General features: G+C 57.4%; 13 protein-coding genes. 8 read left to right on the forward strand and 5 right to left on the reverse strand.

The annotated features are described in order from the left end of the window. Positions 1–107: 107 nt before the first annotated feature. Both H5P28_RS06380 and H5P28_RS06385 read right to left on the reverse strand, forming a co-directional pair. On the reverse strand, positions 108–1,121 hold the full coding sequence (locus H5P28_RS06380) for a hypothetical protein (RefSeq protein WP_185674874.1): 1,014 nt from the start codon (positions 1,119–1,121) through the stop codon (positions 108–110). Positions 1,122–1,219: 98 nt separating this feature from the next. Continuing rightward, on the reverse strand, positions 1,220–2,779 hold the full coding sequence (locus H5P28_RS06385; RefSeq protein ID WP_185674875.1) for a sialate O-acetylesterase: 1,560 nt from the start codon (positions 2,777–2,779) through the stop codon (positions 1,220–1,222). A gap of 436 nt (positions 2,780–3,215) precedes the next feature. Between H5P28_RS06385 and H5P28_RS06390 the strand changes: the two genes are divergently transcribed. From H5P28_RS06390 to H5P28_RS06405, 4 genes are all read left to right on the forward strand, one after another. Then, entirely contained in the window at positions 3,216–4,031 is an 816-nt protein-coding gene (locus H5P28_RS06390; protein ID WP_185674876.1) for a hypothetical protein, read from the forward strand. A gap of 139 nt (positions 4,032–4,170) precedes the next feature. Beyond that, positions 4,171–5,727, forward strand: a complete 1,557-nt coding sequence (locus tag H5P28_RS06395) for a sodium:solute symporter family transporter (protein ID WP_185674877.1) — start codon at positions 4,171–4,173, stop codon at positions 5,725–5,727. Between the two features lie 32 nt (positions 5,728–5,759). After that, positions 5,760–7,262 carry a sulfatase family protein gene (locus H5P28_RS06400; protein WP_185674878.1) on the forward strand — a complete coding sequence of 501 codons (1,503 nt, stop codon included), beginning with the start codon at positions 5,760–5,762 and terminating at the stop codon, positions 7,260–7,262. A gap of 24 nt (positions 7,263–7,286) precedes the next feature. Further along, on the forward strand, positions 7,287–10,025 hold the full coding sequence (locus tag H5P28_RS06405) for an FG-GAP-like repeat-containing protein (RefSeq protein ID WP_185674879.1): 2,739 nt from the start codon (positions 7,287–7,289) through the stop codon (positions 10,023–10,025). A 314-nt stretch (positions 10,026–10,339) separates the two neighbouring features. Here H5P28_RS06405 and H5P28_RS06410 read toward each other — a convergent pair whose 3' ends face one another. The 3 genes from H5P28_RS06410 to H5P28_RS06420 form a co-directional block, all read right to left on the reverse strand. Continuing rightward, positions 10,340–11,173 (reverse strand): hypothetical protein, encoded by an 834-nt coding sequence (locus H5P28_RS06410; protein ID WP_185674880.1) that lies wholly within the window; start codon positions 11,171–11,173, stop codon positions 10,340–10,342. A 72-nt stretch (positions 11,174–11,245) separates the two neighbouring features. Continuing rightward, the gene (locus tag H5P28_RS06415; protein WP_185674881.1) at positions 11,246–12,001 is read right to left on the reverse strand and encodes a type II secretion system protein; all 756 of its coding nucleotides are present in this window, start codon (positions 11,999–12,001) and stop codon (positions 11,246–11,248) included. A gap of 33 nt (positions 12,002–12,034) precedes the next feature. After that, on the reverse strand, positions 12,035–13,483 hold the full coding sequence (locus tag H5P28_RS06420; RefSeq protein ID WP_185674882.1) for a sulfatase family protein: 1,449 nt from the start codon (positions 13,481–13,483) through the stop codon (positions 12,035–12,037). Between the two features lie 189 nt (positions 13,484–13,672). On the opposite strand from H5P28_RS06420, the gene H5P28_RS06425 reads away from it, so the two are divergent. The 4 genes from H5P28_RS06425 to pgmB all read left to right on the forward strand — a co-directional run bounded on the left by H5P28_RS06425 (position 13,673) and on the right by pgmB (position 24,006). After that, the gene (locus H5P28_RS06425) at positions 13,673–14,890 is read left to right on the forward strand and encodes an AraC family transcriptional regulator (protein WP_185674883.1); all 1,218 of its coding nucleotides are present in this window, start codon (positions 13,673–13,675) and stop codon (positions 14,888–14,890) included. A 549-nt stretch (positions 14,891–15,439) separates the two neighbouring features. Beyond that, complete coding sequence (locus tag H5P28_RS06430; protein WP_185674884.1) at positions 15,440–18,529, forward strand: sialate O-acetylesterase; 3,090 nt, start codon at positions 15,440–15,442, stop codon at positions 18,527–18,529. 146 nt (positions 18,530–18,675) lie between these two features. Further along, positions 18,676–21,024: a family 78 glycoside hydrolase catalytic domain gene (locus H5P28_RS06435; RefSeq protein WP_185674885.1), complete on the forward strand. Its 2,349-nt coding sequence runs from the start codon at positions 18,676–18,678 to the stop codon at positions 21,022–21,024. Between the two features lie 36 nt (positions 21,025–21,060). Next, on the forward strand, positions 21,061–24,006 hold the full coding sequence (gene pgmB, locus H5P28_RS06440; RefSeq protein ID WP_185674886.1) for a beta-phosphoglucomutase: 2,946 nt from the start codon (positions 21,061–21,063) through the stop codon (positions 24,004–24,006). The last annotated feature ends 8 nt before the right edge of the window (positions 24,007–24,014 follow it).

Here is a 24,014-nt window from a genome sequence, read left to right on the forward strand (position 1 = left end):
TACTGGTGTGAGCGGGCTACGCCCGGGATGGCACACCCTCGGGAGAGTCGTTCTGCCCGAGGGTGTGCGCATAGCCGTTTGAGTCGTAGAGAGACCCGGGCGAGATTCTACTTGTCAGCGCGACCGTGGCGGCGGCGCAGGAAGGCGACGGCACCGAGCAGCGCACCGGCCATTATGGCGTATTGGCCGGGCTCGGGGATAACGGAGATGAACCCCGTGCCGGTGAAGGTGCTGCCACCGAAGTAAGTGTTAAGATCGGAGGCCGAGTAGGTGCCGCTGGCGATGGAGTCGGAGCCGGAGACCAGGCCGCTGATGGTCATCTCGCCGCTGTAGTTCAGATCAATGGCGGCCGAGAGGACGAAGCTCAGGATCGCGTCTTCAATCATGGAGTCGGTATTGCCGATCGTGAGCTTGCCGCCCAGCACATTGACGTTACCGGCACCGAGGGTGCTGGCGGAGGCGTTGGTGACGGCAGCGCCGGAGTTGATCGTCAGTCCGCCCGTGAATGTGTGATCGGCAAAGAAGTTGGCCGGCGCGCCCAGGCTGCCGGTGTCCACGATGACTTCAACCTGTCCCAATCCGTCACTGATCGAGCCGGACAAGTTGATCCGGTTGACGGAGCTGTCCAGGGTGATGGTTTTCAGTCCGGCTGATCCGGAGAAAGTGGAGCCCAGGGTGAGGTAGGTGGTGGCGGAGTTTGTCACTTTCAGGTTGGACAGCAGGGATGTGGCAGGGTTGATAAATAGCGCCCCATTACCGCTACTGTTGATAATAGCATCGCTTGGGCCGTTATCCAGCGTCAGCACACTGTTGTTGCTGACTCCGATGATGACATTTCTCAGCCCGCTGGCGTTGGTGTTGATTGCCTGAATCTGTCCGAGTGTCCGGTTGGAGTCCAAGGTGGCAGTTCGTCCGCCGGTGTAGAGGGTGCGGTCGAAGGTGGCAATGGCACCGACGCCGTCGGCAATGTCGCCATCGATCCATTTGGTCACATCGCTCCAGTCTGCGTTGGAGGCACTGGTTCTCCAGGTGCCGTCCGTGGCGAGAGCCATTGAGGAGGTGAAAAACGCGAACAGGGCGGAGGTTGCCAGTAGGGGTAGGGTGTGGCTGATCTTGTGCATAGTCGTTGATTTGAGGTTTCGTGTTATGAAAGGATACCTTTAGAATACTAACAGTAGGCTGGTTGTCAATCTGTATTTATGATCGCATCGGGAATGGGCTAGTGGCTGCCGTTGTCAGGGTTGCGGGTGTCGATGGAGAAAGGGGCGGCGGGCAGGCCTGCCTGACTGTAGAGGGAGACTGGCGGATCGTTGGACCAGGCGTAGCGGGCGGCGACGGGCTGCTTCACCGACGGGGAGGAGAGCAGCACGGCATTGCCGCTCAGGCGGACGTGGGCGACATAGTAGAAGCCGTCGCTACCGGCGATTTCAAAGGCTGGCAACACGCCTTCGCGGAGCTGAAGTCCGTCCGGGCTGTCGAAGCTCAGGCGCAGGGTGCTTCCCTCCACCTGGACGTTTTTCAGCATAGGACTGGCGTAAGGGATGTCCTTGCCGTAGGTACGGGCGAGGGCAATCCAGGCCAGACGACGTCCGACATCCAGCTTGTTTTTCGGGTGCGTGTCCCGGGAGTCACCCACGTCGAAGGTGACGGCCATCCCGGTATTGGGGAGATCGAGCGCCTTGGCTTGCTCCAGGCGGAGCGCGGCCCAGGCGACGCGGGAACCATCGCTCTCAAGGTCGCGGTTCGGGAGCTGCACGAAGTAAAACGGTAAATCACCCTGATCGAAATCCCGTCGCCACTGGGTGATCATGGTCTTGAAAAGGCTGGCGTACTCCGTGCTGCGAAAGGCGTTGTGCTCGCCCTGATACCAGATGAAGCCGCTGATGGCGTAGGGAATGAGCGGGTGGACCATGCCGTTGAACAGGGTGGAGGGCCTGTTCCGGCTGTCGGGGCCGTCGGGGCGGCGGGGAGCCCGGGGGAGCGGTGTGGTGCCTTTTTCCTCCGCCTCCCGGCGGGCGGCTTTCCAGGCTTCAACGTTTTTTTTGAACTGCTCCATTTTGGCGGGGTATTCCGCGATCACTTGTTCCCAGCGCCCTTCGATGGCGGGGTAGTTCGGGTCGCCGCGCAGCGCCTCGTCGCTGGTCCAGGCTTCAACCCCGGTGCCGCCGACGCTGGCGTTCATGAGCCCGATGGGGATGTCGAGCGATTCGTTCAACTCGCGTCCGAAGAAGTAGGCCACGCCGGAAAATTCCCCGACCGTATCGGGCTGGGCCGCAGTCCACTGGGCCGCGACCGTGTTTTGCGGCTTATCCTGCCCGGTGTTCGTGGCGACGAGCAACTGCCGGATCAGGGGGTGATGGGCGGAGGCCATTGCCTTGGCGGCGTTGTCCGTCTGGCGGACCTTGAAGGCCATGTTCGACTGTCCCGCGCACACCCACACATCGCCCACGACAATGTCCTTCAGGCTCTGCGTTTGTTGCTGGGTGCTTACCTTCATTTCCGCGCCCTGGAGGGAGATGGCGAGCGGTTGAAGGTTGAGTTTCCATTCGCCCTGTTGATTGGCCTTGGCGGTCGCCTTTTGCCCGGCGAATTCAACCGTCACGGTTTCGCCGGGGGCAGCGGTGCCCCAGACCGGGACCGGCTTGCCGTGCTGAAGGACGGCTCCATTCTGAAAGGGTACACCCAGTGTCAATGCGGCCCAACCCGATGATAGCGGCAGGAGCAAGGAGAGGATGGCAAACTGGAGATGGTAGAAAAAGCGGGGCCGGGGGATCTTCATAGGCAGAGAGGTTTCTGATGTTTTATTGGAATACTATTGAAATTCATTGTTCGTCAATCCTTGATTATATCGAGTGTGAAAAAGCCGGGGCCGTAGGGATGTCGATGTCGGTTGTCCTGCTTCTGGCACTTGATACGGGTTCGGTCGCAATCCGTTTTGAATGTGTGTCGTGTCCGGGGGCGGGGTTATTCGGCTTGTCCGGAGCGGTGGGCCGGAGGCGGCCCATTGGGGCAGGGGCCAGCCCTTCTCTCTGCGTGTGTTCAAGTTGCCGGAAGCGCTCGACACTCAGGCTTACGTTATTATAGGCAAAGACTCTGCAATTGATGCCGAGAATGTTCGCGATGGCGGTCAGACGTCGGGCGAAAGTTGGTAAGCGCCTCTGTGTTTTCTTCGGTCAAAGGAGCTTCGGGGAGCTGACGCTCTATCGGGTGCGCGGGTGAAGGGACTTTCGGCTTCGCCAGCGGCGGAGTTTTTTTTGTTTTTCCATTTGACTGGTGTTTTGATTACAATAGTATACTATAAAAATACAAAACTCGCAGCGGATCATATGAAAAGAACTGCCCTCTTCTTCGCTTCATTGCTTGCCCTAATCTGCGCATGCACGCTTCACGCTCAGACAACGGTTCAGCTAAACCTCAATGCCGGAGGGTACATCAACTCCGACCTGAACGGGGCCAATGCGTCCCTGGAAACAGGAGCCAATACCAATATGAATTTCATAGGTGGACTCGGAGTCAATGGTGCCCGTCAGGCCATTTTGGCATTTGATCTGCCAACCTTGTCGGGTGACCTTGAGACGGCCATCATTAGTTTCAACATGCGCTCCAGCCAAGCCGTCGAATCTAAGCCCTGGTTCAGTATAGACGCTTATGCCTTTACCACTACACCCGCCGCATCCGACATCTATATTGGCGAGGATGACACCCGCTCGGACTTTACGCTAATCCAGGAAGATGTCATGTCGACTTCGACGACTCATGGCGAGACCATCTCAATCAACATAACCAGCTATCTTGCTAGCCTATACAAAGATGGCAGGCCTTCGGTCTCCACTGTCTATCTCCGTCTGAATCCTAATGCGACCCTGACGGGGCACGACGACTTTGGCCGTTACCGCCCGGATTTCGTAAATGGACAAGGCGAGAGCCAGGCGTCGCTTACCATTACAACGGTTTCCGAGTCGAGCACTCCGGCTTTGCTGAGTGGCCTGCTCACCCTCGCTTATCTATGGAGGCGACGTATCCGCAAGTAAAGTAATTGCTCCACACAGTTCATGCTTTCTTTGCGAGCAAGCCGCATCGTGGTTTGCCCGTATTGTATTGGCCGCAGCTTATGCGCGGCTACGCAAGTCCTTGAAACTCTACACGCACCCGATTCCCCGGAAACAGATTATGTTTGCCTCATCCTTCAAGATCTTCGATCTGCTCGTCATCTTTTTCTATTTTGCGGCGATTGGCGGCATGGGATACTATTTCTCCCGCAGGCCAAAGACTACGAGCAACTACTTCCTGGGAGGCAATCATCTGCCAGCTTGGGCCATCGGCCTTTCCATGGTAGCGACATCAATTAGCTCGGTCACTTTTATCGCGCTGCCCGCCGCGGCCTACGCACTGGATTGGCGTCAGTTGGTGCCCCACCTGGCCAATCCCCTCGTGGCGATCATTGCCATCTGGCTACTGGTGCCCTTTTTCAGGAAGAACGCACAGACCTCGGCTTTCGAATATATCGAGAAGCGCTTCGGCACCCTGGCGCGCCTCTACACCGCGTTCATGTTCCTGCTCGGACAGTCCATTCGTCTTGGCTCGATCCTCTACCTGATCACGATTCCCGTCCACCTCATTACGGGCATTTCGCCATTCTGGATCATGGCGATCACCGGTGGCTTTGTCGCAATGTACACCATTCTCGGCGGTATTGAAGCGGTAGTGTGGACGGATGTCGTGCAGGCTCTGGTCCTCTACTTTGGCGGACTTGTTGCCTTGTACACGATGATACAAGGTATCGAGGGCGGTTTTTCAGGGATGGTTTCGGTTGCGACAGAACATCATAAATTTGGGCTTGGTCCCTTACACTGGGACCCAAGCGAACGCACATTCTGGGCGTTGCTGATCGTAGGCGTCACGCAGTGGACGCTCGGATACACAGGGGACCAAAACGTCATCCAACGTTATCTGGCCGCAAAAAACACCAAGGAAGCGCGTAAGGCGACGATCCTATGCGCATTCCTGAGCCTGCCCACTTGGGCCTTCTTCTTCCTGATTGGAACTGCCCTCTACGTTTACTACCTGCAGAACCCCGATCCGGCCATCGCGAACCTCCAGTCTGATGCCGTGATGCCCCAGTTCATCATCGACAAGATCCCGACCGGTTTAAGTGGTCTGGTCATTGCGGGAGTTCTTTCCGCGGCCATGTCGTCGCTCAGTTCGAGCCTTAACTCGTTTGCGACAGTTGCCACGGTTGACTTCGTGCGCCCCTACTTCCTAAAGAATCGTACCGATGCCTATTACGCCTGGGTAGCTAGGGCACTGACACTGGTAGCCTCGGCGTTAATGTTCCTTATCGCTTTTGCTTTCACCTTCATCGAAAAGGAGAGCTTCTTTGACTTGTCGATGAAAATCATGGGGCTGCTCGGCGGTGTTGTCTTGAGCTTCTTTGTCTTGGGTATCTTCGCCCCGAAGGTCCAAAAGAAGCCACTCTGGCAGGCGTTCTCAGTGGCTATCTTCCTTAACTTTTACCTGCTCGGCATAGAATTGAAGTGGGTCGATAACTACCTTCCTTTCAGCATTCACCCATACTGGGTCATGGCGTTGGTTAACGCCGTTATGATAGTTCTGGCACTAATTCTCGCGATATTCCAGCAACCGAAAAAACCAACCCCGGACTCCCTATCCATTTTTGGCCGCCAAACGAACAATCCACTGCCAACCAGTCCGATTCACCGGGAGTAAGCCGCAGTTGCGAGTGAAGCCCCAGCACCAATATGAAAGCCATTATTGTAATGTTCGATTCGCTCAATCGTCATATGCTGCAGCCCTATGGCTGCGATTGGGTGAAAACACCCAATTTCCAGCGTTTGGCGGAGCGGACGGTCACCTTTGACAACAGCTATGTCTGCTCCATGCCGTGCATGCCAGCCCGGCGTGATTTACATACCGCCCGCCCCAACTTTCTGCACAGGGGGTGGGGCCCGCTCGAACCTTACGATGATTCCGTGTTCGAAATGCTCAAGGCGGAGGGTGTTCACAGCCACCTGGTAACCGATCATTATCATTATTGGGAGACCGGCGGCTCCAACTACCACACCAAGTACAACACCTTTGAGTTTATCCGCGGACAGGAAGGAGACCCCTGGCAAGCGCAGGTCGCGAACCCGCCCCCGCCGGAGAATGCCGTCGGTCAAAACGCAACCAACGACGCCTGGCATGCGCAGGATCTGAAAAACCGGGCGGTCATGCGTGATGATGCCGAGTTTTGCCAAAGCAAAACCTTCAAAGCGGGTAAACAATTTATCCGGGATAACCTCAAGGCGGACAATTGGCTTCTGCAGATAGAGACGTTCGATCCGCATGAGCCCTTCTTCTGCCCGGAGAAATACAAAAGCCTCTACCGCGAGCATTATGACAACTACGACGGCCCCGTCTTTGACTGGCCGCCCTATCGCCCGGTTACGGAAACACGGGAGGCCGTTGAGCATGCGGTCTTTGAAAACGCATCGCTCATATCCATGTGCGATCAAAAGCTTGGGGATATCCTCGACCTGATGGACGACGAGAATTTGTGGGAAGACACGATGCTCATCGTCTGGACGGATCATGGCTTTTGCCTTGGCGAACACGAGAGCTGGGGCAAATGCTGGATGCCTTTCTACCAGGAGATTGCGCATACACCGTTCTTCATCTGGGACCCGCGCTCGCAGGTGGCAGGTGAGCGACGTAAGGCGCTCGTGCAACCGGCCATTGATATCGGACCGACTTTACTCAACTACTTTGGCCACATGCCCACGCAGGACATGCTGGGCCAGGACTTGGTCCCTTGTATCGAGAACGACACTTCCGTTCGGGAAACTGCGATTTTTGGTATCTATGGAGGCCAGGTAAATATCACCGACGGTCGATATGTTTACATGCGCGCCGCTACGCCCTTGAACCAGCCGCTCAATCAGTACACGCTCACGCCAGCTCACGCAGCGACGCTTTTTACTCCGAAGGAGCTCCAGGCCGGCATGACATTGCATGCCCCGTTCTCTTTCACAAAAAACTGCCCCGTGCTGAAAATTCCAGCCGCCAGCGGGATACGTGCGACGGCGACAGGCGTGCGCAAGGTGCTTCAGGAGTCTTGCCTGTACGATATTAAGGAGGACCCCGCTCAAAAAACGCCGATTGCATCCGACGAGATCGAAAATCGTTTCCTTTCGGCGATAAAAGAACATCTGCAAGAAAACGATGCTCCTAAAGAACAATACACACGCTTAGAACTACCGTAAAATATGGCTACTCGATTTCTCCCTTTGCTTTCCGCCCTTATCTTTAACTTCGCGGCCATCCCCCTTGTTACCGGTGCGGCCGAGTTTCGGGAACTCCCGCAGTTGGAGGCGACTCCGGAAACGGTTCACCCGATTCCCCTGGGATTCACTTCGCGCTCGGTTCTGCCTTCGCTCCGTGCAGACGAAGCACCAAGCCTGTTGATCAGCAACCACGGCGAGTACCTGGCCAAGCGTAATGTAATCTACCGGCCCGTCGCGCAAGACGGGTGGGGCAAGTACTGGTCGTTGCCCGAAGATTTCCCTCTCTACGATGAGGGCATCCAGTATGACGAAATTAAAGGCAGTCGGTATATCGCCGTTTACCGGGAGGACTGCCTGTACGATCTAGTGCGGCCCAGCGACTGGATGTACCTCAAACAGGTCGGTACCCCCGACAAGCCTCATTTTCAGGAAAGCTATAAAATCCAATTGGAAGGTAAGCCGCCTCAGGGCAAGGAATGGGTCGCGGACCTCGACGGCGACGGCATCCCCGACCTCCTTGTGGGTGCGCCAGACCCAGGGACATCACAGTTCCAGATGTATCCGAATTACGAGGAATACGGGCATCCCTGGTCTGGGATTGAAAATCCCAATCTGGGCATGCTCCCGGATTCTGATATCCAGAATTTCCGCGGATATGACATTGCCGGAAATTGGCTCGGCAACCCCGTTACGCGCTACCTCTGGTGGGCCAAGGGGCGTATGGACAATGGCCAACTCATTTTTGGGGAACCGACGAAGGTTTGCTATGGCTCGACGGACTACCCGTTACAGTGGCGTGGGTATGGTTTTAATCTGCATCCGGTGGTGATGGAGCTGGAGGGGCTGCCTCATATTATCCTGTTTACAGATAATGACAAAGCCATGATTGTTCCCGTTCGCGAAGTCGTGGACGGCAAACTGCACGTCGGTAAAGCTCAACCGCTGCTGAAGGGTGGTGCGCGGCTCAAGTCAACCATCCATGCCAACGTCATTGGTGTCGCCGATATGAATCTCGATGGGCAGCAAGACCTTATCATTGGGTCCGGTGCCAACGGTCGGTTGACTGTTTTGAGCGGAAGCAAAGCGGGCGAGTTTACGGAATTGGGGAACATCTTCCATGAGGGCGGCGAAGTCTCAGCCGACACACTGGTGGTGCCGGTGCGCGCGGACTGGAATAAGGACGGCTGCCCTGACTTGATTATTGGGGATGCCTCGGGGATGCTTTCCCTGCGCTACGGCACGGACGATCCGTATGTGTATGATGATTATCTCAATTTCAAAACACCTTCCGGGTACATCCGTCACCGTCCTCTGGATGGAAATCTCCAGGGCGACAACGAAACTGCGTGGAGCTACACCCAACCGGAAGTCTTCGACTGGGATCGTGACGGAAATCTGGACATCATCACCAATGACAATGAGGCGAAGCTCTTCTTTTACAAAGGGACGGGTGCGTCGAACCTGCTGGAAGAGCGGGAACGCCTCATGATGGGAGACAAGCCTCTCCCGGTCGCTTGGCGTACACGGCCTGCGGTGATCGATCGTAAGTATGGTGTGGCCGGCGATGACCGCGATGTTCTGCTCATGATTCAATGGGACAATAACTTCGCCATGGCAATACCGGATGCCCCCGGAAGCTTGAATTTCGAGCGCCTGATTGAGGTGAAGGATGTCACTGGTGAAACCATTAATATCTCTGGTCCGGGGGGATTTACGGGGCGCATTAAGTTGTCGGTGTGCGACTGGGATAATGACGGAAAGTGGGACGTCGTTTTCGGAAGCCAGAAATCACTGCAGAAGTACTTCCGTCTGAGTGGTAATGAGTCACCCTCGGCGGCGGCTTTTTGGATGCGCAACGTGGGCACGAATATGGAGCCCGTTTTCGAGCTTCCACAGATGATTACCTTCTCCGACGGCAGCCCTATCGTCATAAACAAGCATAACTTCAATGTCTATCCAACCGACCTCGACGGGGATGGTGAGCTCGATATCATCTTCGGTGACGACGAAGGCTTTTTATTTTATCTCAATCGGGATGACCTCGCATGGGCTGAGGACACGGAGCCTGAAAAGCAATTAAGGGCGGCGCTTAAATCTGCGAAGAACAACACCGGCAACTACAAATCCGGTGATACAATAGCTGCCGAGGACTGGACAGCGCCAAGCAGTAACGACATGTATTGGGCAAGCGAATGGATGACGACCCAGGAGGGTTTGCTCAGCGTCAAAGACGGAATGGCCCGCTTGAACAGCCGCCCACCCAGGCTTTCAGAAATGAAGCGCTACCTGGCGAGGCCGATAGAATTTGACCCGCAAGCTCCGATTACCCTGCGCTACAGGACACGTTTTATTCGTCAGGACTCCCGGAATGTTGGTGGAAACGAATTCATCGAACTGCTGAATTTGAAGTCTTCGGACGGTGGCCAGTCCCTGGTAGCAGTCGGTTTTAGCTCTGCTGAAGAGCTTGAGATTAAGTCAAGAGGCGAAAAGGTAACGATTGCCGGTTCCCGACTGAAGCTCAAGCAGTCTTACGTCATTGATGTTGAAATAAATCTTCAACCGGAGGGGAAAGACGACTCCATCTCTGTCGTTGTATCTGAAGATAATGGCTCAGCGCATATACAACTGGCCAAGGGGAAAATGACGATACCGATCAGCGGCATCGCTGATGTCCTTGAACTGGAAGTGGGCAAGAACGCAGGATTTTTGGGGATCGGCTCTCTTGTCCTGCAGGTACAATAAATGACCGTGCCCACGTTAACTGTATCGCTTGCCTTTCATGCTCTAAGTCCTTCTGAAGGCCCAGACTAACTTTGCAAGCGGCCCAGCTTACGTGGACACGGTCACCTGACTTCCGCAAACACCTATATCAACACATTAACCAAACCTACAGACTACGAACCTTGTAGATAAAATCGGGTAACTGGACCAGATTGCTTCCGGATCGGGCATCCAATGAAAAAGCCCCCGGAGAACCAGGGGCTTTTTATTGGATTTTGGAAAGCGCGTGAATCGAGTATTCTAGTCTGTACGCTCTGGTGTAATTGGGTCGTTTTTCAGACGGCTTTTTTGCGTTGATAGCGGGTGCGTATCAGCATGGCGACAGTGAGCGCGAACAGCCCGAATGAGAGCGCAAGGGTCTGCGGTTCCGGGATGACGCTGGCACTGATGTCCTGGATGTGAACGTTGTTCATTGTGATTACGTTCATGCCGACTTTGCCCAGGTCGGGCGTGTATTCGGAACTGGTTGTGAAGGTGATCGATTCTTCGAATACGTAACTGCCGCCGAGTACCGTGGCTGTGACTGTGCTGGTTGCCAGGTTATAGGTGAGGGTAACGGTTCCCGAGGCGATGTCGTCGGGGCCGGAGAAGGTGATGGCGCTGTCGATACGATTGGTCTGGACCCCTTCAATCTGTGAGCGCAGAACCACACCATCGGGACGAATCCGAACCCATACCGTGTCGGTCTTTTGATTTGTCATCAGGCTGTCATCCGGATTGGTTGCGGAAAAACCGAAGAAAATACCACGAGAATTGGACCCTCCCACGCCATTGGTATCCATGGTAAAGTTAAAGGTCGCGCTGACGTTTCCGCTGCTGAAGTCGAAGTTCACATTGGCCGTGTCAGTGCTCCCGAGATTGCTCATGTCCAGGTAGCCGTTTCCGGTTCCTGCTGTTCCCCCGAAGCGTGGGTGTGTGTTGTTTGTGCCGCCAGTGGTCTTCCAGGTGCCAGTCCCCTCAAGTACAAAACGATCGTTGATGGTCGTGCCTTCCGTGACGGCAACTCGTCCGGGGATGTCGGGTCCAAAGCTGAAGTCGTCGTAAATGGTTTGGGCGTAGGAAGCCAGGGCAAGGGTGCTGGCTATGCCGATGGTGAGTACAGTTTTCATGGAGTGTTAATGCGTATTGAGTTATGTGGTTGTTTTGGGTTTTTGTTGGATTGTTAAATGGGGTGGAAGCGTTCAGTTTTCATTGCGTGTCCCACTCCAGAAGGGTTGCGTTACGTCTTCGGGGAACTTGCTACGGGGCACAAGTTCGACGCGGCCATCGAGAAAGGAGACACAGGCGGAGGGATCACCCGCTCCGGCATCGGGGGCGTCGTTGACGTCCATACTGCGTACGGGGTAGGGGAAGTCGGGCCAGCGGTTCGGACCGCCGTTGGGGATGCCGACCTCGGTTTGCCCCCATGTCCGGTAGGAGGGAACCCAGCGTGAGTTCATCATGAAGGAGACCAGGCCGGGCTCATCGATGGTGGAGAGCCGTTCTCCGCCAAGGTACACATTCATGGCCCAGTTGTAGCTGGCGTTTTCCGAGTGCGGGCGGCAGGCCAGGGCCATGGGGCAGAACATGACGGAGTCGGGGGCCTCGCCTACGCCCCTGAGCGTGATGATGTCGTTGTAGCCGGCATTGCGCAGTTCGATGATCCAGTTGTCGTGTTGTTCTTCGGGAGGGACGCTTGAGCTGTTGCGGTTACCCTTGGCGTAGGGGAGGCGCCCTCCGTTTTCCATTGTGTAAATGAGGAGGGTTTGAGTCACCTGCCGCAGATTGGATTGTGACTTGGAAAGTCGGGCTGAATCGCGAACGCGGTTCACGGTGGCGATCAGGATTCCCCCGAGGACGGCTATCACCGCGATAACGGTGAGCAGTTCGATCAGGGAAAAACCAGGGCGACCAGCATGGCGACTGCGAAAAACAAAAGCTGGGGTATTTGTTTGCATAAGGAACTGGGGCGAAGCATGGGCCGGAAAGGCTCAATTACTCTTGGTCAGATTGGGTGTGGCGTCCCGGTAGCGGTCCTGCATGCGGGCGTGAAAAATTGGGTCCAGGAAGGGGTCGCGAGTTTCTTCTCGCCATTGCAGGAGGCGACCCTTCATCCATGCCAGCAGGTCTGCGTAATTCGGGTCTGCTGCGAGGTCGTTGAGCAAATAGGGGTCTTCTTCGGTGTTGTAGAGTTCGTAGGTGGGCGGTGAGTCATAGTGCTGGTAAGCGAGCGCGAAGGGGTTGTCTGCGTTTTCGGGTGTTTGCGCCGCCTGCCATTCGGGAAAGCGAGTTTCCATCGTGACCGGATTTCGCCGTCCGGCGTCGAGATTGTGAATCAACTGATAGCCGGTGATGCTCAGCGAATAGGAGGGGTAGTATTGGCTTGGTGCGTGCACGATGAATTCGGTCATCATGGAGTCCCGCCAGATGATTTGGCTGGGGGTGAGCAGTGGCTGGAGCGGCTGGCCAGCTCCGTGCGGTTTGAGTTCGCCGGTTGCCGCGCTGACCAGAGTGGAAAAAATATCGACGGTGCTGACATATTCGTCGCGAATAAGGCCGGGCATGGCGTGTCCGGGCCAGCGGATGAGGTAGGGGGTCCTGACACCGTCTTCGTAGGCGGATTTTTTCAGACGGATGAAGTCCGGGCCGTTGTCGCTGACAAAGAGGATGAGCGTGTTGTCGAGCGCGTTGTTTTCTTCCAGAGTGTCGAGCAGCAGCCCGATGCCGTGGTCGAGGCGCTTGACCATGTTGAAGTAGCCGGCGGAATCCTCACGTATTCTTGCGCTGTCCAATCCGATATTGGGGAGGGGAGATACATCTCCGGATGCGAGCGGGTCTGTCGGTAGACCGAGCCGCTGATAGGGAGTAAAAACGTTACCGAAACGGTGTGGGTCAACGTAGCTGGCGACCACGAAGAAGGGGGAGCCATCCGGCTGGCCGATGAACTGGCCGACGCTTTCCGCCATCAGGGCCACGTCGCGTTGGACCAGGTGGCGCGGGTTTTCCTGTGCCATGTCCCAGTCGAAGGCCTCGGCCGGAGCGTAGTGCTGTTTGCCGAAAATGGCAGTGCGATAGCCGAGGTCTTTCAGGGTATTGGGCAGGAGTGGGATGCCGTCGTGGATGCGGTGCTCGAAACGGGTGCTCCAGTCCCGATGGCTGAGCCCGAACATGCCATGCTGGTGTGGGTAGAGCCCGGTAAAAATCGTGCCGCGGGAAGGGGAGCAGGATGCTGCCGTCACGTAGCCACGGGTGAACATGACACCCTCACGGGCGATGCGGTCGATGTTCGGGGTCGGGACGGTGTGGTCGCCATAGCAGCCGAGTTGAAGTCCAAGATCGTCGGCAATAATGAGGAGCAGATTCGGGCGCTCCTCAGGGGCGGCCTGCAGAGCGACGGAGACGAGGCTGAGCAATGCAAGCATGAAAGGGGCAGGTTTCATTGTGAGCAGGATATGATTCTGATAATATTTTTTGCAAATATTATTTTTAATATTTTTCAAAAAAAACAAAATGCATGGTGTGGCTTCGATTTCTGGAAATGTTAAATAAGTCCGAAAACAGGAAGCAAAAAGGCTCGCGAACACAATTGCTCTTGTGCCTGGACGATATGATAAAGTACTATTCTATTTATGGATGGATTAACCGATTTTTCGAATGCTGTGGGTGGAAACGCCGAGCCTCCCAAGAGGCTGAATGTGTTGATGGCCTTTGATTGGTATGATACCGGTTTGCATGAAGGGGTGGCGGTCTATGCGCGTGAGCACAACTGGAGCTTGAACGCTCACATGGCGCGGACTCGGCAATTCCCGCTTGGCTGGAAGGGGGACGGGGTTGTTAGTCTCATTTCCTTGCCTGAGACGCTGGAGTATGTGAAGGCACTGGGCGTGCCGACGGTTGATATGGGGGGGCACTACAGCGATTTCCCGCAGGTGCTTGGGGATCACTATCAGGTTGGCGTACTGGCGGCGGAGCATTTTCTGGAGCGTAACCATCGTAATTTCGCCTTTTTCTTTATTCAAAACAGCCGGTTGGAGAAGGAGACTTATGACGGCTTTGCCAATGCGCTGGAGTCGGGGGGGCATGCGTGTGCCAGCCTGCGCTGGAATGAATCTATCTCCGAGTTGGAGATCCGGTATATGGAAGTTATCGGATGGTTGAAGGAACGCTTGCGCGAATTGCCGCGCCCGCTGGCAGTTTTTTGTCAGAATGACGATACTGCGGCGTTGATTGTGACTGCGGCGCTGGATCTTGGCTGCCGGATTCCGGAGGACGTGGCCATTCTCGGGGCTGGAAACTCCGAACTGATCTGCAAGTACCTGCCTGTCACGCTTTCGAGTATCAGCTCGAACCTGAAGGGGCACGGTTACCGGTTGGCGCAGGAACTGGGGCGTATCCTCGCGGGTGGAGTTCCCAAGCGCGTGCCCGTACGGGTAAAGCCAGGGCGAGTGCACGTACGCGAGTCCACGAACTTTCTGGCCGTGCGCGATCCGAATGTGCTGGTGGTGCTGAGGGAGATCTGGGACCATTATAACGAACCGCTCAATATTGACCGTTTGCAGCGGCTGGCGCAGGTTTCGCGGTCGAGTCTTTATAACGCTTTTATTGAGGACGTTGGGCGTCCAATGGGGAAGGAGTTGGCTCGCATCCGGATTCTTAAAGCCAAGGAGATGCTGGGGGAGACGGATTTACCGGTGGCCGAGGTCGGCAAGCGGTGTGGCTTCAGCAGTCTGATCAGCTTCAGTCGGGCCTTTTCGCAAAACGTTGGCGTGAGTCCTTCGGCTTATCGTAGCCAAGCCCGGCAGCATCTTGAACTGCTCAAGCAGCAGGGGGCGGATATTCAGGGGTGACCTGGCTCGCGGCTCCGAGAGAGCTTTCGCGGGTGAGTATCTGTTCGCAGGAGGATGGCGGTGGAGCGCTTTTGGGGTGTAAACTCTTGTTTATATGAGCGCTTAGACGATATGGTATTTTTTTTAAAAAAAATATTCAAATAATCTTGAGTATTTCATTCCGCTCTTTTGAGATGACTCCATCGTCAGGATGCCAGCAGGGCATTCGACTGGTGTACCCCGTGTTATGTTTACGAAGATGCTTACCTCCCGCTCGCTTCCTTGTATGAGCTATCGGCTCGGAACAAGAGGTTATTGGCTGGGGAGTCCCGCAGCGCGCGGCGGATGGCACGCTGAGCATCCGGCTCCGCCCAGATGAAACCAACGACAGCGAGAGCGGTTTTGTGTACCTGAATGCCCTTGAGATTGAAAATGAATGACCCCATGAAGAAGCCGAAAAATAGAATTTATCCCGTGTGCGGATGCTTTGCTCGCAGAGCTTCCGGTTGGCTGTCGGCCTGCGTGTTTATGGCCGTGGTAACTGTTTGGGCGGTATTTGGAAGTCCTTCTGTGAGCGCCGCTGAGGGCAAGGCCGAAGGAAAGGTTTTTCTGCTGCTGTTCGCGGGGCAGTCCAACGCGCTTGGTTGGGGCTACAAGCAATACCTGCTTGAGACGAATAACCCGCTGGCCGAGCCGCAGGAGGACGTGGAGCTTTATTACTCAATCGCCGGGGAGGGGTACTTGCCGGAAAACCAGTTGATCCCGCTCCAACCGGGTACGTCGCACAAGCTGCCCAAGCCCGGTGGGCATTACCCGGATTTGCCGGAGCCGGTCTGCCGTTTTGGCCCGGAGTTGAGCATGGCGCGGACGGTCAAGGATCGCCTGGCCGACCCGGATGCGAAGGTGGCGGTGGTCAAGTTCGCACACGGAGGAACCAGCCTCTACGATCGTGATGACTGGCGACCGGACGGGACGGCGGACAGCCGCGGTGACGGTAAGCTCTACCAGATATTTCAGGCTACGGTTCGTGGCGCGGTGAAGGCGCTGGAGGCGAAGTACCCCGGGCGCGAAGTGGTCATCATGGGCATGGGCTGGGTGCAGGGGCCGTCGGATGCGCTCGAAGGCAAGGCCGATGAGTACGAGGAAAACCTGACCCGTCTGGTCGAAGATGTGCGTGCCACCTATGGAGAGCAGGTTGTCTTTGCGCTCTCGCAGGTTTCGCCAAACCAGTACGCCTATTCCCAAAATCGCTCCTGGGTGGAGCAGTGGGAGAAGGTGGCTGCGGCTCAGGAAGCCGTGGCGAAAGCCTTGCCGGATGTCGCCATGATTTCGACTGCGGGAGACAAGTACCCGGTATCCGCGACGACGAGCGAAGGGTTGTTTCATTTCTCGACTCCTGGTCTCCTCCAGATTGGCCAAGATCTGGGGAATGCAATCGCGGAGATGTCTGGCCAACCGTTGGTGGATGAGGCCTTGATCGAGGAGGACTACACGCTCAGGGTAACGGTACCCGCGGAGGCGCGTCAGGTCCGTCCCGGCCAGTCCGCGCCGATGGCCAGTGACGGCCATGTCGTGCTTCGCGTAGGCGGAGCCGAAGGAGATTTATTTACCAAGGGGAGCCGGGTTTTTACCAACCGCGATTTCGTCCTCAACGGGCCGCTTCCGCAACTGGAGGGGCTTCCATTTATCCGGGCCAATATCGATCGGATTTCCTTTTCCGTTGTGGCTGGGGGCAAGCTCTACGCCCTGACCCCACTCCGTTCGAGCACCTCCATTTCACAGGTCTCCGCCTTGGAAGAGGCGGGGTTTAAACCTGTGGCGGTTGAGGCGGATCAGCCGCTATTTGGTACAAACAGGGGAGACCGGATTCTGGTCTATGAGAAAGTGGTCAAGCCGGGAGAGAGCTATGCTTTTGGTAAGTGGACGGTCTTGGTCGGAGCCATGCCGGAAGGGCAGGAGGTTTCGGTGCAGAAGGCACTACTGGGCAGCGAAGAGATGCTCTATAACGGTATCGTCCTCCCAGCGACCTGGCCCCCGACGCATTATGTCGCCTCCCGCGAGGTTATGCCCGTGCCCTACCTTGAGCAGGTGCCGGAGGTGATCCCGATCGATGTAGGGAGACAATTGTTCGTCGATGATTTCCTGATCGAGCAGACGGACTTGAGCCGGACATACCACCATCCGGTCAAATACGAGGGGAACCCCGTCCTGAAGCCCGAGACGCCGTTTGAGATTGATCCCGGTAATGGCCTGGCCACGGCTGCTCCCAAAAGCGGTGGCCTCTGGTGGGACTCCGAAGAGCAGATTTTCAAGATGTGGTACGAGGCTGGCTGGTTTGGAGCTATCGCTCTGGCGACAAGTCGGGATGGGCTGCATTGGGAGCGTCCACAGGTCGAGGGGGCGGCGCAGAATCGAACCCCGAACGAGGTCACGCCCGCCGGGCTCAAGCCTGACTCCTGGAACATGATTATCGACACCTGGAGCGGTAACCCCGACGAGCGTTACAAGCTCTTTGTCCGCCGGCCCGGCGGTAGTTGGGAGATCAACGGGTTGTGCTACGTCTCCCCGGACGGGGTGAACTGGAGCGAGCCGTCTGTCAGCGGCCCGATGGGGGACCGCAGTTCGGTCTTTTATAATCCGTTTCGCCAGAAATGGGTTTTCAGCATCCGCTCGATGTACACGGGCCGCTCGCGCCACTACTGGGAGTCGGACGACTTCATGACGGGAAATTTCTGGACCTGGGACGAGACGGACTTCTGGAAGGGAAGGGGTTGGACACCGGGAGAGCCAGTGGTGTGGACCGCTGCGGACAAGCTGGACCCGGAGGACCCGGTTCTGAACTATGCGCCCCAACTCTACAACCTGGATGCCGTCCCCTATGAGAGTCTGATGTTGGGGCTCTTTCAAATCTGGCTCGGACCGCACAACAATGAAACTAACGGTGTGCCGAAAATCACCGAGCTGGAGTTCGCCTACAGCCGGGATGGTTTCCATTGGGACCGGCCTGACCGTACGCCAGCCATCGCCACCGCCAGGACGCCTGGTGCCTGGGACCGGGGCTATCTTCAGTCGGTGGGGGGAGTCTGCGTCGTGGTGGGTGATGAGCTGTGGTTTTACTACGGCGGTTCCGCCGGGGACGAATCCCGCCCCAAGGACGGTCTCTATGCCAACGCCTCGACCGGGCTGGCTGTGATGCGCCGGGATGGCTTTGCCTCGATGGACGCGAGCGGGGAGCCGGGAACCTTGACGACGCGTCCGGTGGTCTTTTCCGGAAGCCGCCTCTTTGTGAACGCCGACGTCGCGGAGGGCGCTTTGCGGGCGGAAATCCGAGATGCTGATGGCAACGCGATTGCCCCCTTTACCCTGGACAACTGCGAACCGGTCACGGCCGACAGCACGCTGGAGGAAGTCCGCTGGAGCGGCGCTGAAGACCTGTCGGCCTTGGCGGGCAGTCCGGTGCGTATCCACTTCGAGGTGGATGGCGGTGCGCTCTATGCCTTTTGGGTCAGCCCCGACGAATCCGGGCGTAGCGATGGTTATGTGGCGGCGGGCGGTCCTGGGTTCACCGGTCCGACGGATACGGTAGGCCGGCAACAACTCAAGGCTGCGGAGGTGTTTGTGTCCGCAGAGGCTGATTACTCTCCGGGGGACAATCGATGATGAGGATATCTGGAACGGGTAAAACGCCCCTGAGTTCTTTGGGGAATAGCCGAAGTTGTTTTTCAGGCGGGTTGGTTGCGTATTTTTTAGAGCCTCAGGTTTGGAATTTTAGTTAATAAATTTAAATAAATTATCTTTTGATTCGCATGTCCGATTATTTGAAAGTCATTTCTGAACAGGAAGCGGCAGACACGCATTGCCTGTTCCGGGGCCGCTTTGAGTTGGCCGCCGAAGGCTGGCTGACTATTCGCAGTTGCGGTGCGGCTTGGTATGAGCTGACGATAGACGGAGGGTTTCTGGACGAGGGGCCCGCCCGTTTCCGCAAAGGGCATCCGGAGTGGACGGAGGCGCGGGTGTGGCTCCGTCCGGGCCGCCATGTGCTGGCCGCTCATGTCCACGACCAGCGGGTGACGACGCGGCTACTGAGCGAAGATGTCGAAGGTTTCCTGTGGGTGGAGGCCACCAGCGGGACTCGCGCGGTTGGCATCGAGTGGCGTACCCGTGTGCATCCGGGGTACCGGAAGACGGGCCGTCGACTTGGCTGTGTACTTGGCTGGGCCGAGTGGTGCGATACGCGACGAATGGACCCGGATTGGAGGCTGCCGGAATTTGATGACACCTGCTGGTTAGAGGCTCCGAGGGCGAGGGGATTCTGCCCCGCCCCGGTGTCGGCCCAACTCGGACCGATGCGCTACTGCAGGCACGATCCGGTCGGAGTGGGCGAGGGGGAACTGGTGACGATGAGCATGCACGACCACGATCCGCCCATGAGCTTTGTTTGTCGCGAGTTGGAGTGCAACGATCTGCCTCCAAATGGCCGCTGGTGGCGTTTCGACCTGGGACGCGTCATGCTGGGAAGACCGGAGCTTAAGCTGTCGGCCCCGGCAGGAACCATCGTGCAGGTGGCTTATGCCGAGTCGCTCAACAACGGACGCGTTTATCCCTACCTCAAAAGCGGAGGCGGTACGGACTCGTGCATGTTGGATACCTGGATTGCCCGCGGGGGTGAGCAGATTTTTTATCCTCTCCAGCCCAAGGGCGGGCGCTTTCTCGAACTGCATGCGCTGGCTGATCCTGAGCAGGTGGAACTGCGGGAGTTTGTCTTTACGGAGCGGGTTTACTTTGATGAAAACATCGCGGGTAGTTTTCGTTGTAATGACGAACTGCTCAACCGGATCTGGACAACCGGCGTGGAAACACTGCGAAGTTGCTCCGAGGACGCCATCACGGACAATCCTGCCCGCGAGCGTGGCCAGTGGCTGGGCGATGCGGTGGGACCGGGGATGGACATCCTCTCGGTGACCTGCGCGGACTGGCGACCGCTGGTGCGCGGCTTGCGGCAGGCGGCGGAGTGCGCCCGCCCGGACGGGTTGACCCCGGCTGTCTTTCCTGGCACATTGGAGTATCTGCCTTCGTTTTCGGTCCAGTGGGTCTCGGCCATCCCGCACTACCATGAATTGTCGGGTAACATCCAACTGTTGCGTGAACTCTACCCGGCAGCGGTCCGGAACCTGGAAGTTTTTGAGCCGTTCCGTGTCGTAGGTGGCCTGAGGCGTAACCCCGAGTGGTGGAATTTTGTCGATTGGGGCTACGCGGGCTCGGCCAGCGTCTTTATGGACACGCCATCGCGCGACGAGCGTATGGACCCGGCGCTGAGCCTCTTCTACCTGCGTGCGCTGCGTGCCTTGGCCGAATGGGCAGGGCGCCTGGAGAAGTCTGCCGACGCGGACGGCTATCGCCGGCGGGCGGAGCAGTTGGAAGCGGAGATGCGGGCGGGGATTTTTCAAAAATTCGATGAATGCTGGGGGTATCATGCCGCCGCGTTGGCCCTGGCCGAGGGCTTGCTGGAAGGGGAAAGCCGCGCCGCGTGCCTGCGCTTTATCAAGGCCCATATCGAGAACTGTTTCCCGAACGACCCGACCGCGCCCCGGCTATCCGATACACGGGTTGAGGCGACGCGGCTGATCACGCCGTTTTTCATGCACTTTGTACTGCCGGTCTTGGCGGAGCACGGCGAGATGGACTTTGTACAGCAGCAGATTCGCCAATGCTGGGGCTGGATGCTGGAGCAGGGGGTGACGACCTGGTATGAGGTCTTCGATCCGCGTTGGAGTCATTGTCACCAATGGTCGGGATGTCCGACCTGGATATTGAGCCGGTACGGGCTTGGGATACATGCCCGCTTCGATCTTGGGGAAGGGGTTTATCGTTTCGGGTTCGAACCCGGTTCGCTGAAATGGGCGCAGGGCCATCTCCCTGTGCAGGATGGTACCGCCTGCCCGCAAGGAGGCGAAACGCTTGGCGTGAAGTGGAAGCGACAGGGCGGATACTATGAGTTCGAGATCGAGTGTCCGCATCCGTTTACGCTGATGACGGAAGAGGAAAACCATTCTTTTGCCGCTGGGGCGCACGGGTTCTCATGTGTCCGGCAGGGACTCGGATGGAAGATCGAGCGGCACTGTCCGGTCGAAACCGGCACCGAAGTGATTTCCTGAGTGCTAAAACTCGATTTCATTTATATTTAATAAAAAATGTTTAAACATCATATACGAGCAGTCCTTTTTGACCTGGACGGAGTTGTTGTCCGCACGGACCGGTTTCACGAACTGGGCTGGGTACGCTTGGCCGAAGCCCACGGCTGGGATTTTTCGGCGGAGTTGGGACACCGTCTACGCGGCATCAGCCGCCTGGAGTCGCTGGACATCATCCTGGGCGAGAACGGCCTGGCTGGCGTGAGCGATGCTGACCGCACCGCCTGGGCCGAGGAGAAAAACGCTTACTACCGCGAGGCGGTGCAAGGGATCGATGAGACCGATGTGTTGCCCGGTGTGCTGTCGTTTATCCGCGAACTACGCGAGCGCGACATCAAGGTGGCGCTGTGCTCGGCCTCTAAGAACGCGCCCGAGGTGCTCCAACTGCTGAAGATCACAGACCTGTTCGACGAAGTTGTCTGCGGGCTGGACATCACCCGCTCGAAGCCGGACCCGCAGGTTTTTGAAATGGCGGCCGAACGCCTCGGCGTGCCGAACTTCCATTGCCTCGTCTTCGAGGACGCTCCCAGCGGCGTCGAGGCAGCCCGCCGCGCGGGTATGAAATGCGTCGGGGTGGGGACCGCCGAAGGGCTTCCGGAGGCTCCTGTAGTGATTCCCAACTACGCCAACATTGACATCGAAGCTCTTCTGGATTCGGCCCGTCCTTTCCGCCCGGAACCGCACGGTTGGCGACTGGTGGAGGATCAATTTCGACCCCGGCGTTCGCTCTACTGGGAGTCGATGCTGGCCGTGACCAACGGTGTCTTCGGGGTGCGGGGGAATCTGGAAGAGTCCACCCCCGGCGTCGAGAGCTACCCGGCCACGTTGGTCAACGGCGTGGTCGGCTATACCGATTACCAGTACATGTGGAAGTTTCCCGGCTTTCCGGATCGCGGTCACTGCGTACGCAATGGCGGGGAGTGGACCCTGGTCGAACTTTGGGTGGACGAAGAACGCTTTGATATGGCTGGTCCGGGACTGAAGTCCCACCGTCGTTGGCTCGACATGAAGGCCGGGAGCATGCACCGCGAGTTCGTCTGGGAGACGGCAACTGGCGTACGCGTGGAGGTGAAGACCCGGCGTCTGGCCTCGATGGTACGGCGGGAAACTGCGGTATTGGAGTACACGGTCAGGGTATCGCAGGACTGCGAGGTGCGGTTGCTCACGCGGACCGTCGGAAAGCCTCGCAGCCGCCATTTCAAGGAGGCCGAAGTGGTCTGCCGGGAGTGGGGGCAGCGCGAGGGTTGGACGACAGGACACTTCGAATCTTTGACCAGCGGCCAGGGCATTGGCTACGCCGAGCAGGTGACCGCAAATGGCGAACTTGTCTCCCCGCTCGTGGCGAAAGATGAAGTGCGGGTGGAGTTTTCCCGTGCCCTCAAGGCCGGAGGTTCGCTCAGACTGGGCAAGCGTGTGGCGATTGTCACCGAGCTGGAATGCCCCAGAGCGGACTTGCTGACCCGTGCGGTTAACTGCGCCCTGACGGCGCCGGAGATCGACTGGCTGTTTCAGGAACAGGCAGATTTTTGGGAGCGATATTGGGAAAAGGCCGATATAGTGATTGAAGGCTCAGCTCTGGATCAACTCGGCGTCCGCTTGAGCCTTTTTCATAACCGCCAGAGTGTGCCTGAAGACGGCGTGCGCAGTGTCAGCGCCAACGGCCAGACCGGCGATAACTACGGGGGCCATGTTTTTTGGGATACAGAAATGTACATCATTCCACCCATCCTTTACAGTGAGCCGGAGCGGGCTCGCGGGATGCTGGAGTACCGTTACGGTATTCTGGACAAGGCCCGCGAACAGGCCAGGCGGATGCAGGGCAAGGGTGCGCTTTTCTCCTGGAACTCGATCACCGGCGAGGAATGCGCCCACGTCTATGAAGCCTCGACCGCTGAGTACCACCTGCAAAGCGCGGTAGCCTGGGCAGTGGACCGCTATGTCGAGGCGACCGGTGACTTGGAATTCCTGTACGCGATGGGGGCGGAAATGATGTTCGAGACCGCCCGCTTCCTGCGGGACCGCGGGTGCTTTGTCCCGCACAAGGGCGACCGCTTTTGCCTGAATGTGGTCTGCGGCCCGAACGAGTACTCTTGCGGCGTTGATAACAACGCCTACACCAATTACCTCGCCCAGTGGCACTTCCGGCGTGCTGCCGAGGTCTTCGCCGATATGGAGCGGCAGGCCCCTGAGCGTTTTCGTGAACTGTGCGCGCGCATCGGCCTGGAGGCCGACGAGGCGGATTCCTGGCAGGATGCAGCCAGCCGCATGTACCTGCCGTGGGATGAGGCGCTGGGCATCGTCCCGCAGGACGACCAGTTCCTCGGGCGCGATCCGGTGGACATGTCGAAAATCCCGTTGCACACGGATGTGCGTTCGCTGGTACACCCGCTCAACCTGTGGCGCATGCAGTTGATTAAACAGGCCGACACCGTGCTGCTGCTCTTCTTATTCGGTGACCTGTTCGACCGTGAAACGAAGCGCCGGACGTATGAGTTTCACGAGGCGCGCACGAATCACGGCTCATCCCTGTCCGGTTGCATTCACAGCATCGTGGCAGCGGAACTGGGCTTGGCGGAGGACGCCTACCACTTTTTCCGCGAGGCGGCGCTGATGGATATTAACGACCTCAAGGGTAATACGGATGGCGGCGTTCATTCGGCTTGCTTGGGTGGAACCTGGATGGCGCTGGTCAATGGCTTTGGCGGAATGCGCGAAACCGCCGAAGGACTTTCCCTGGATCCGGCGCTGCCCGAGGCTTGGAGTGGTTACAGCTTTCCGCTGGTGTGGAGGGGCCGCCGTCTGCGCGTGTCGTGCGACAGTGAAAGCCGCCGCGTTGAACTGCTCAGTGGTGACCCCCTCGATATTGTCTTTGCCTCGGAAGAGGTTTCGCTGAAAATCGGACAACCCCATGAAGCTACCCATGCCAAAGCCTGTGCCCTCGGTTAAGTCTGTGC

Source organism: Ruficoccus amylovorans (genome assembly GCF_014230085.1).
Lineage (GTDB): Bacteria > Verrucomicrobiota > Verrucomicrobiia > Opitutales > Cerasicoccaceae > Ruficoccus > Ruficoccus amylovorans.

What these genes read in the sequence shown, in the direction of transcription:
- H5P28_RS06385 (WP_185674875.1), bottom strand. Translation starts at nt 2,779, where the DNA reads ATGAAGATCCCCCGGCCCCGCTTTTTCTACCATCTCCAGTTTGCCATC.
- H5P28_RS06410 (WP_185674880.1), bottom strand. Translation starts at nt 11,173, where the DNA reads ATGAAAACTGTACTCACCATCGGCATAGCCAGCACCCTTGCCCTGGCT.
- H5P28_RS06380 (WP_185674874.1), bottom strand. Translation starts at nt 1,121, where the DNA reads ATGCACAAGATCAGCCACACCCTACCCCTACTGGCAACCTCCGCCCTG.
- H5P28_RS06435 (WP_185674885.1), top strand. Translation starts at nt 18,676, where the DNA reads ATGTCCGATTATTTGAAAGTCATTTCTGAACAGGAAGCGGCAGACACG.
- H5P28_RS06425 (WP_185674883.1), top strand. Translation starts at nt 13,673, where the DNA reads ATGGATGGATTAACCGATTTTTCGAATGCTGTGGGTGGAAACGCCGAG.
- H5P28_RS06415 (WP_185674881.1), bottom strand. Translation starts at nt 12,001, where the DNA reads ATGCAAACAAATACCCCAGCTTTTGTTTTTCGCAGTCGCCATGCTGGT.
- H5P28_RS06395 (WP_185674877.1), top strand. Translation starts at nt 4,171, where the DNA reads ATGTTTGCCTCATCCTTCAAGATCTTCGATCTGCTCGTCATCTTTTTC.
- pgmB (WP_185674886.1), top strand. Translation starts at nt 21,061, where the DNA reads ATGTTTAAACATCATATACGAGCAGTCCTTTTTGACCTGGACGGAGTT.
- H5P28_RS06400 (WP_185674878.1), top strand. Translation starts at nt 5,760, where the DNA reads ATGAAAGCCATTATTGTAATGTTCGATTCGCTCAATCGTCATATGCTG.
- H5P28_RS06420 (WP_185674882.1), bottom strand. Translation starts at nt 13,483, where the DNA reads ATGAAACCTGCCCCTTTCATGCTTGCATTGCTCAGCCTCGTCTCCGTC.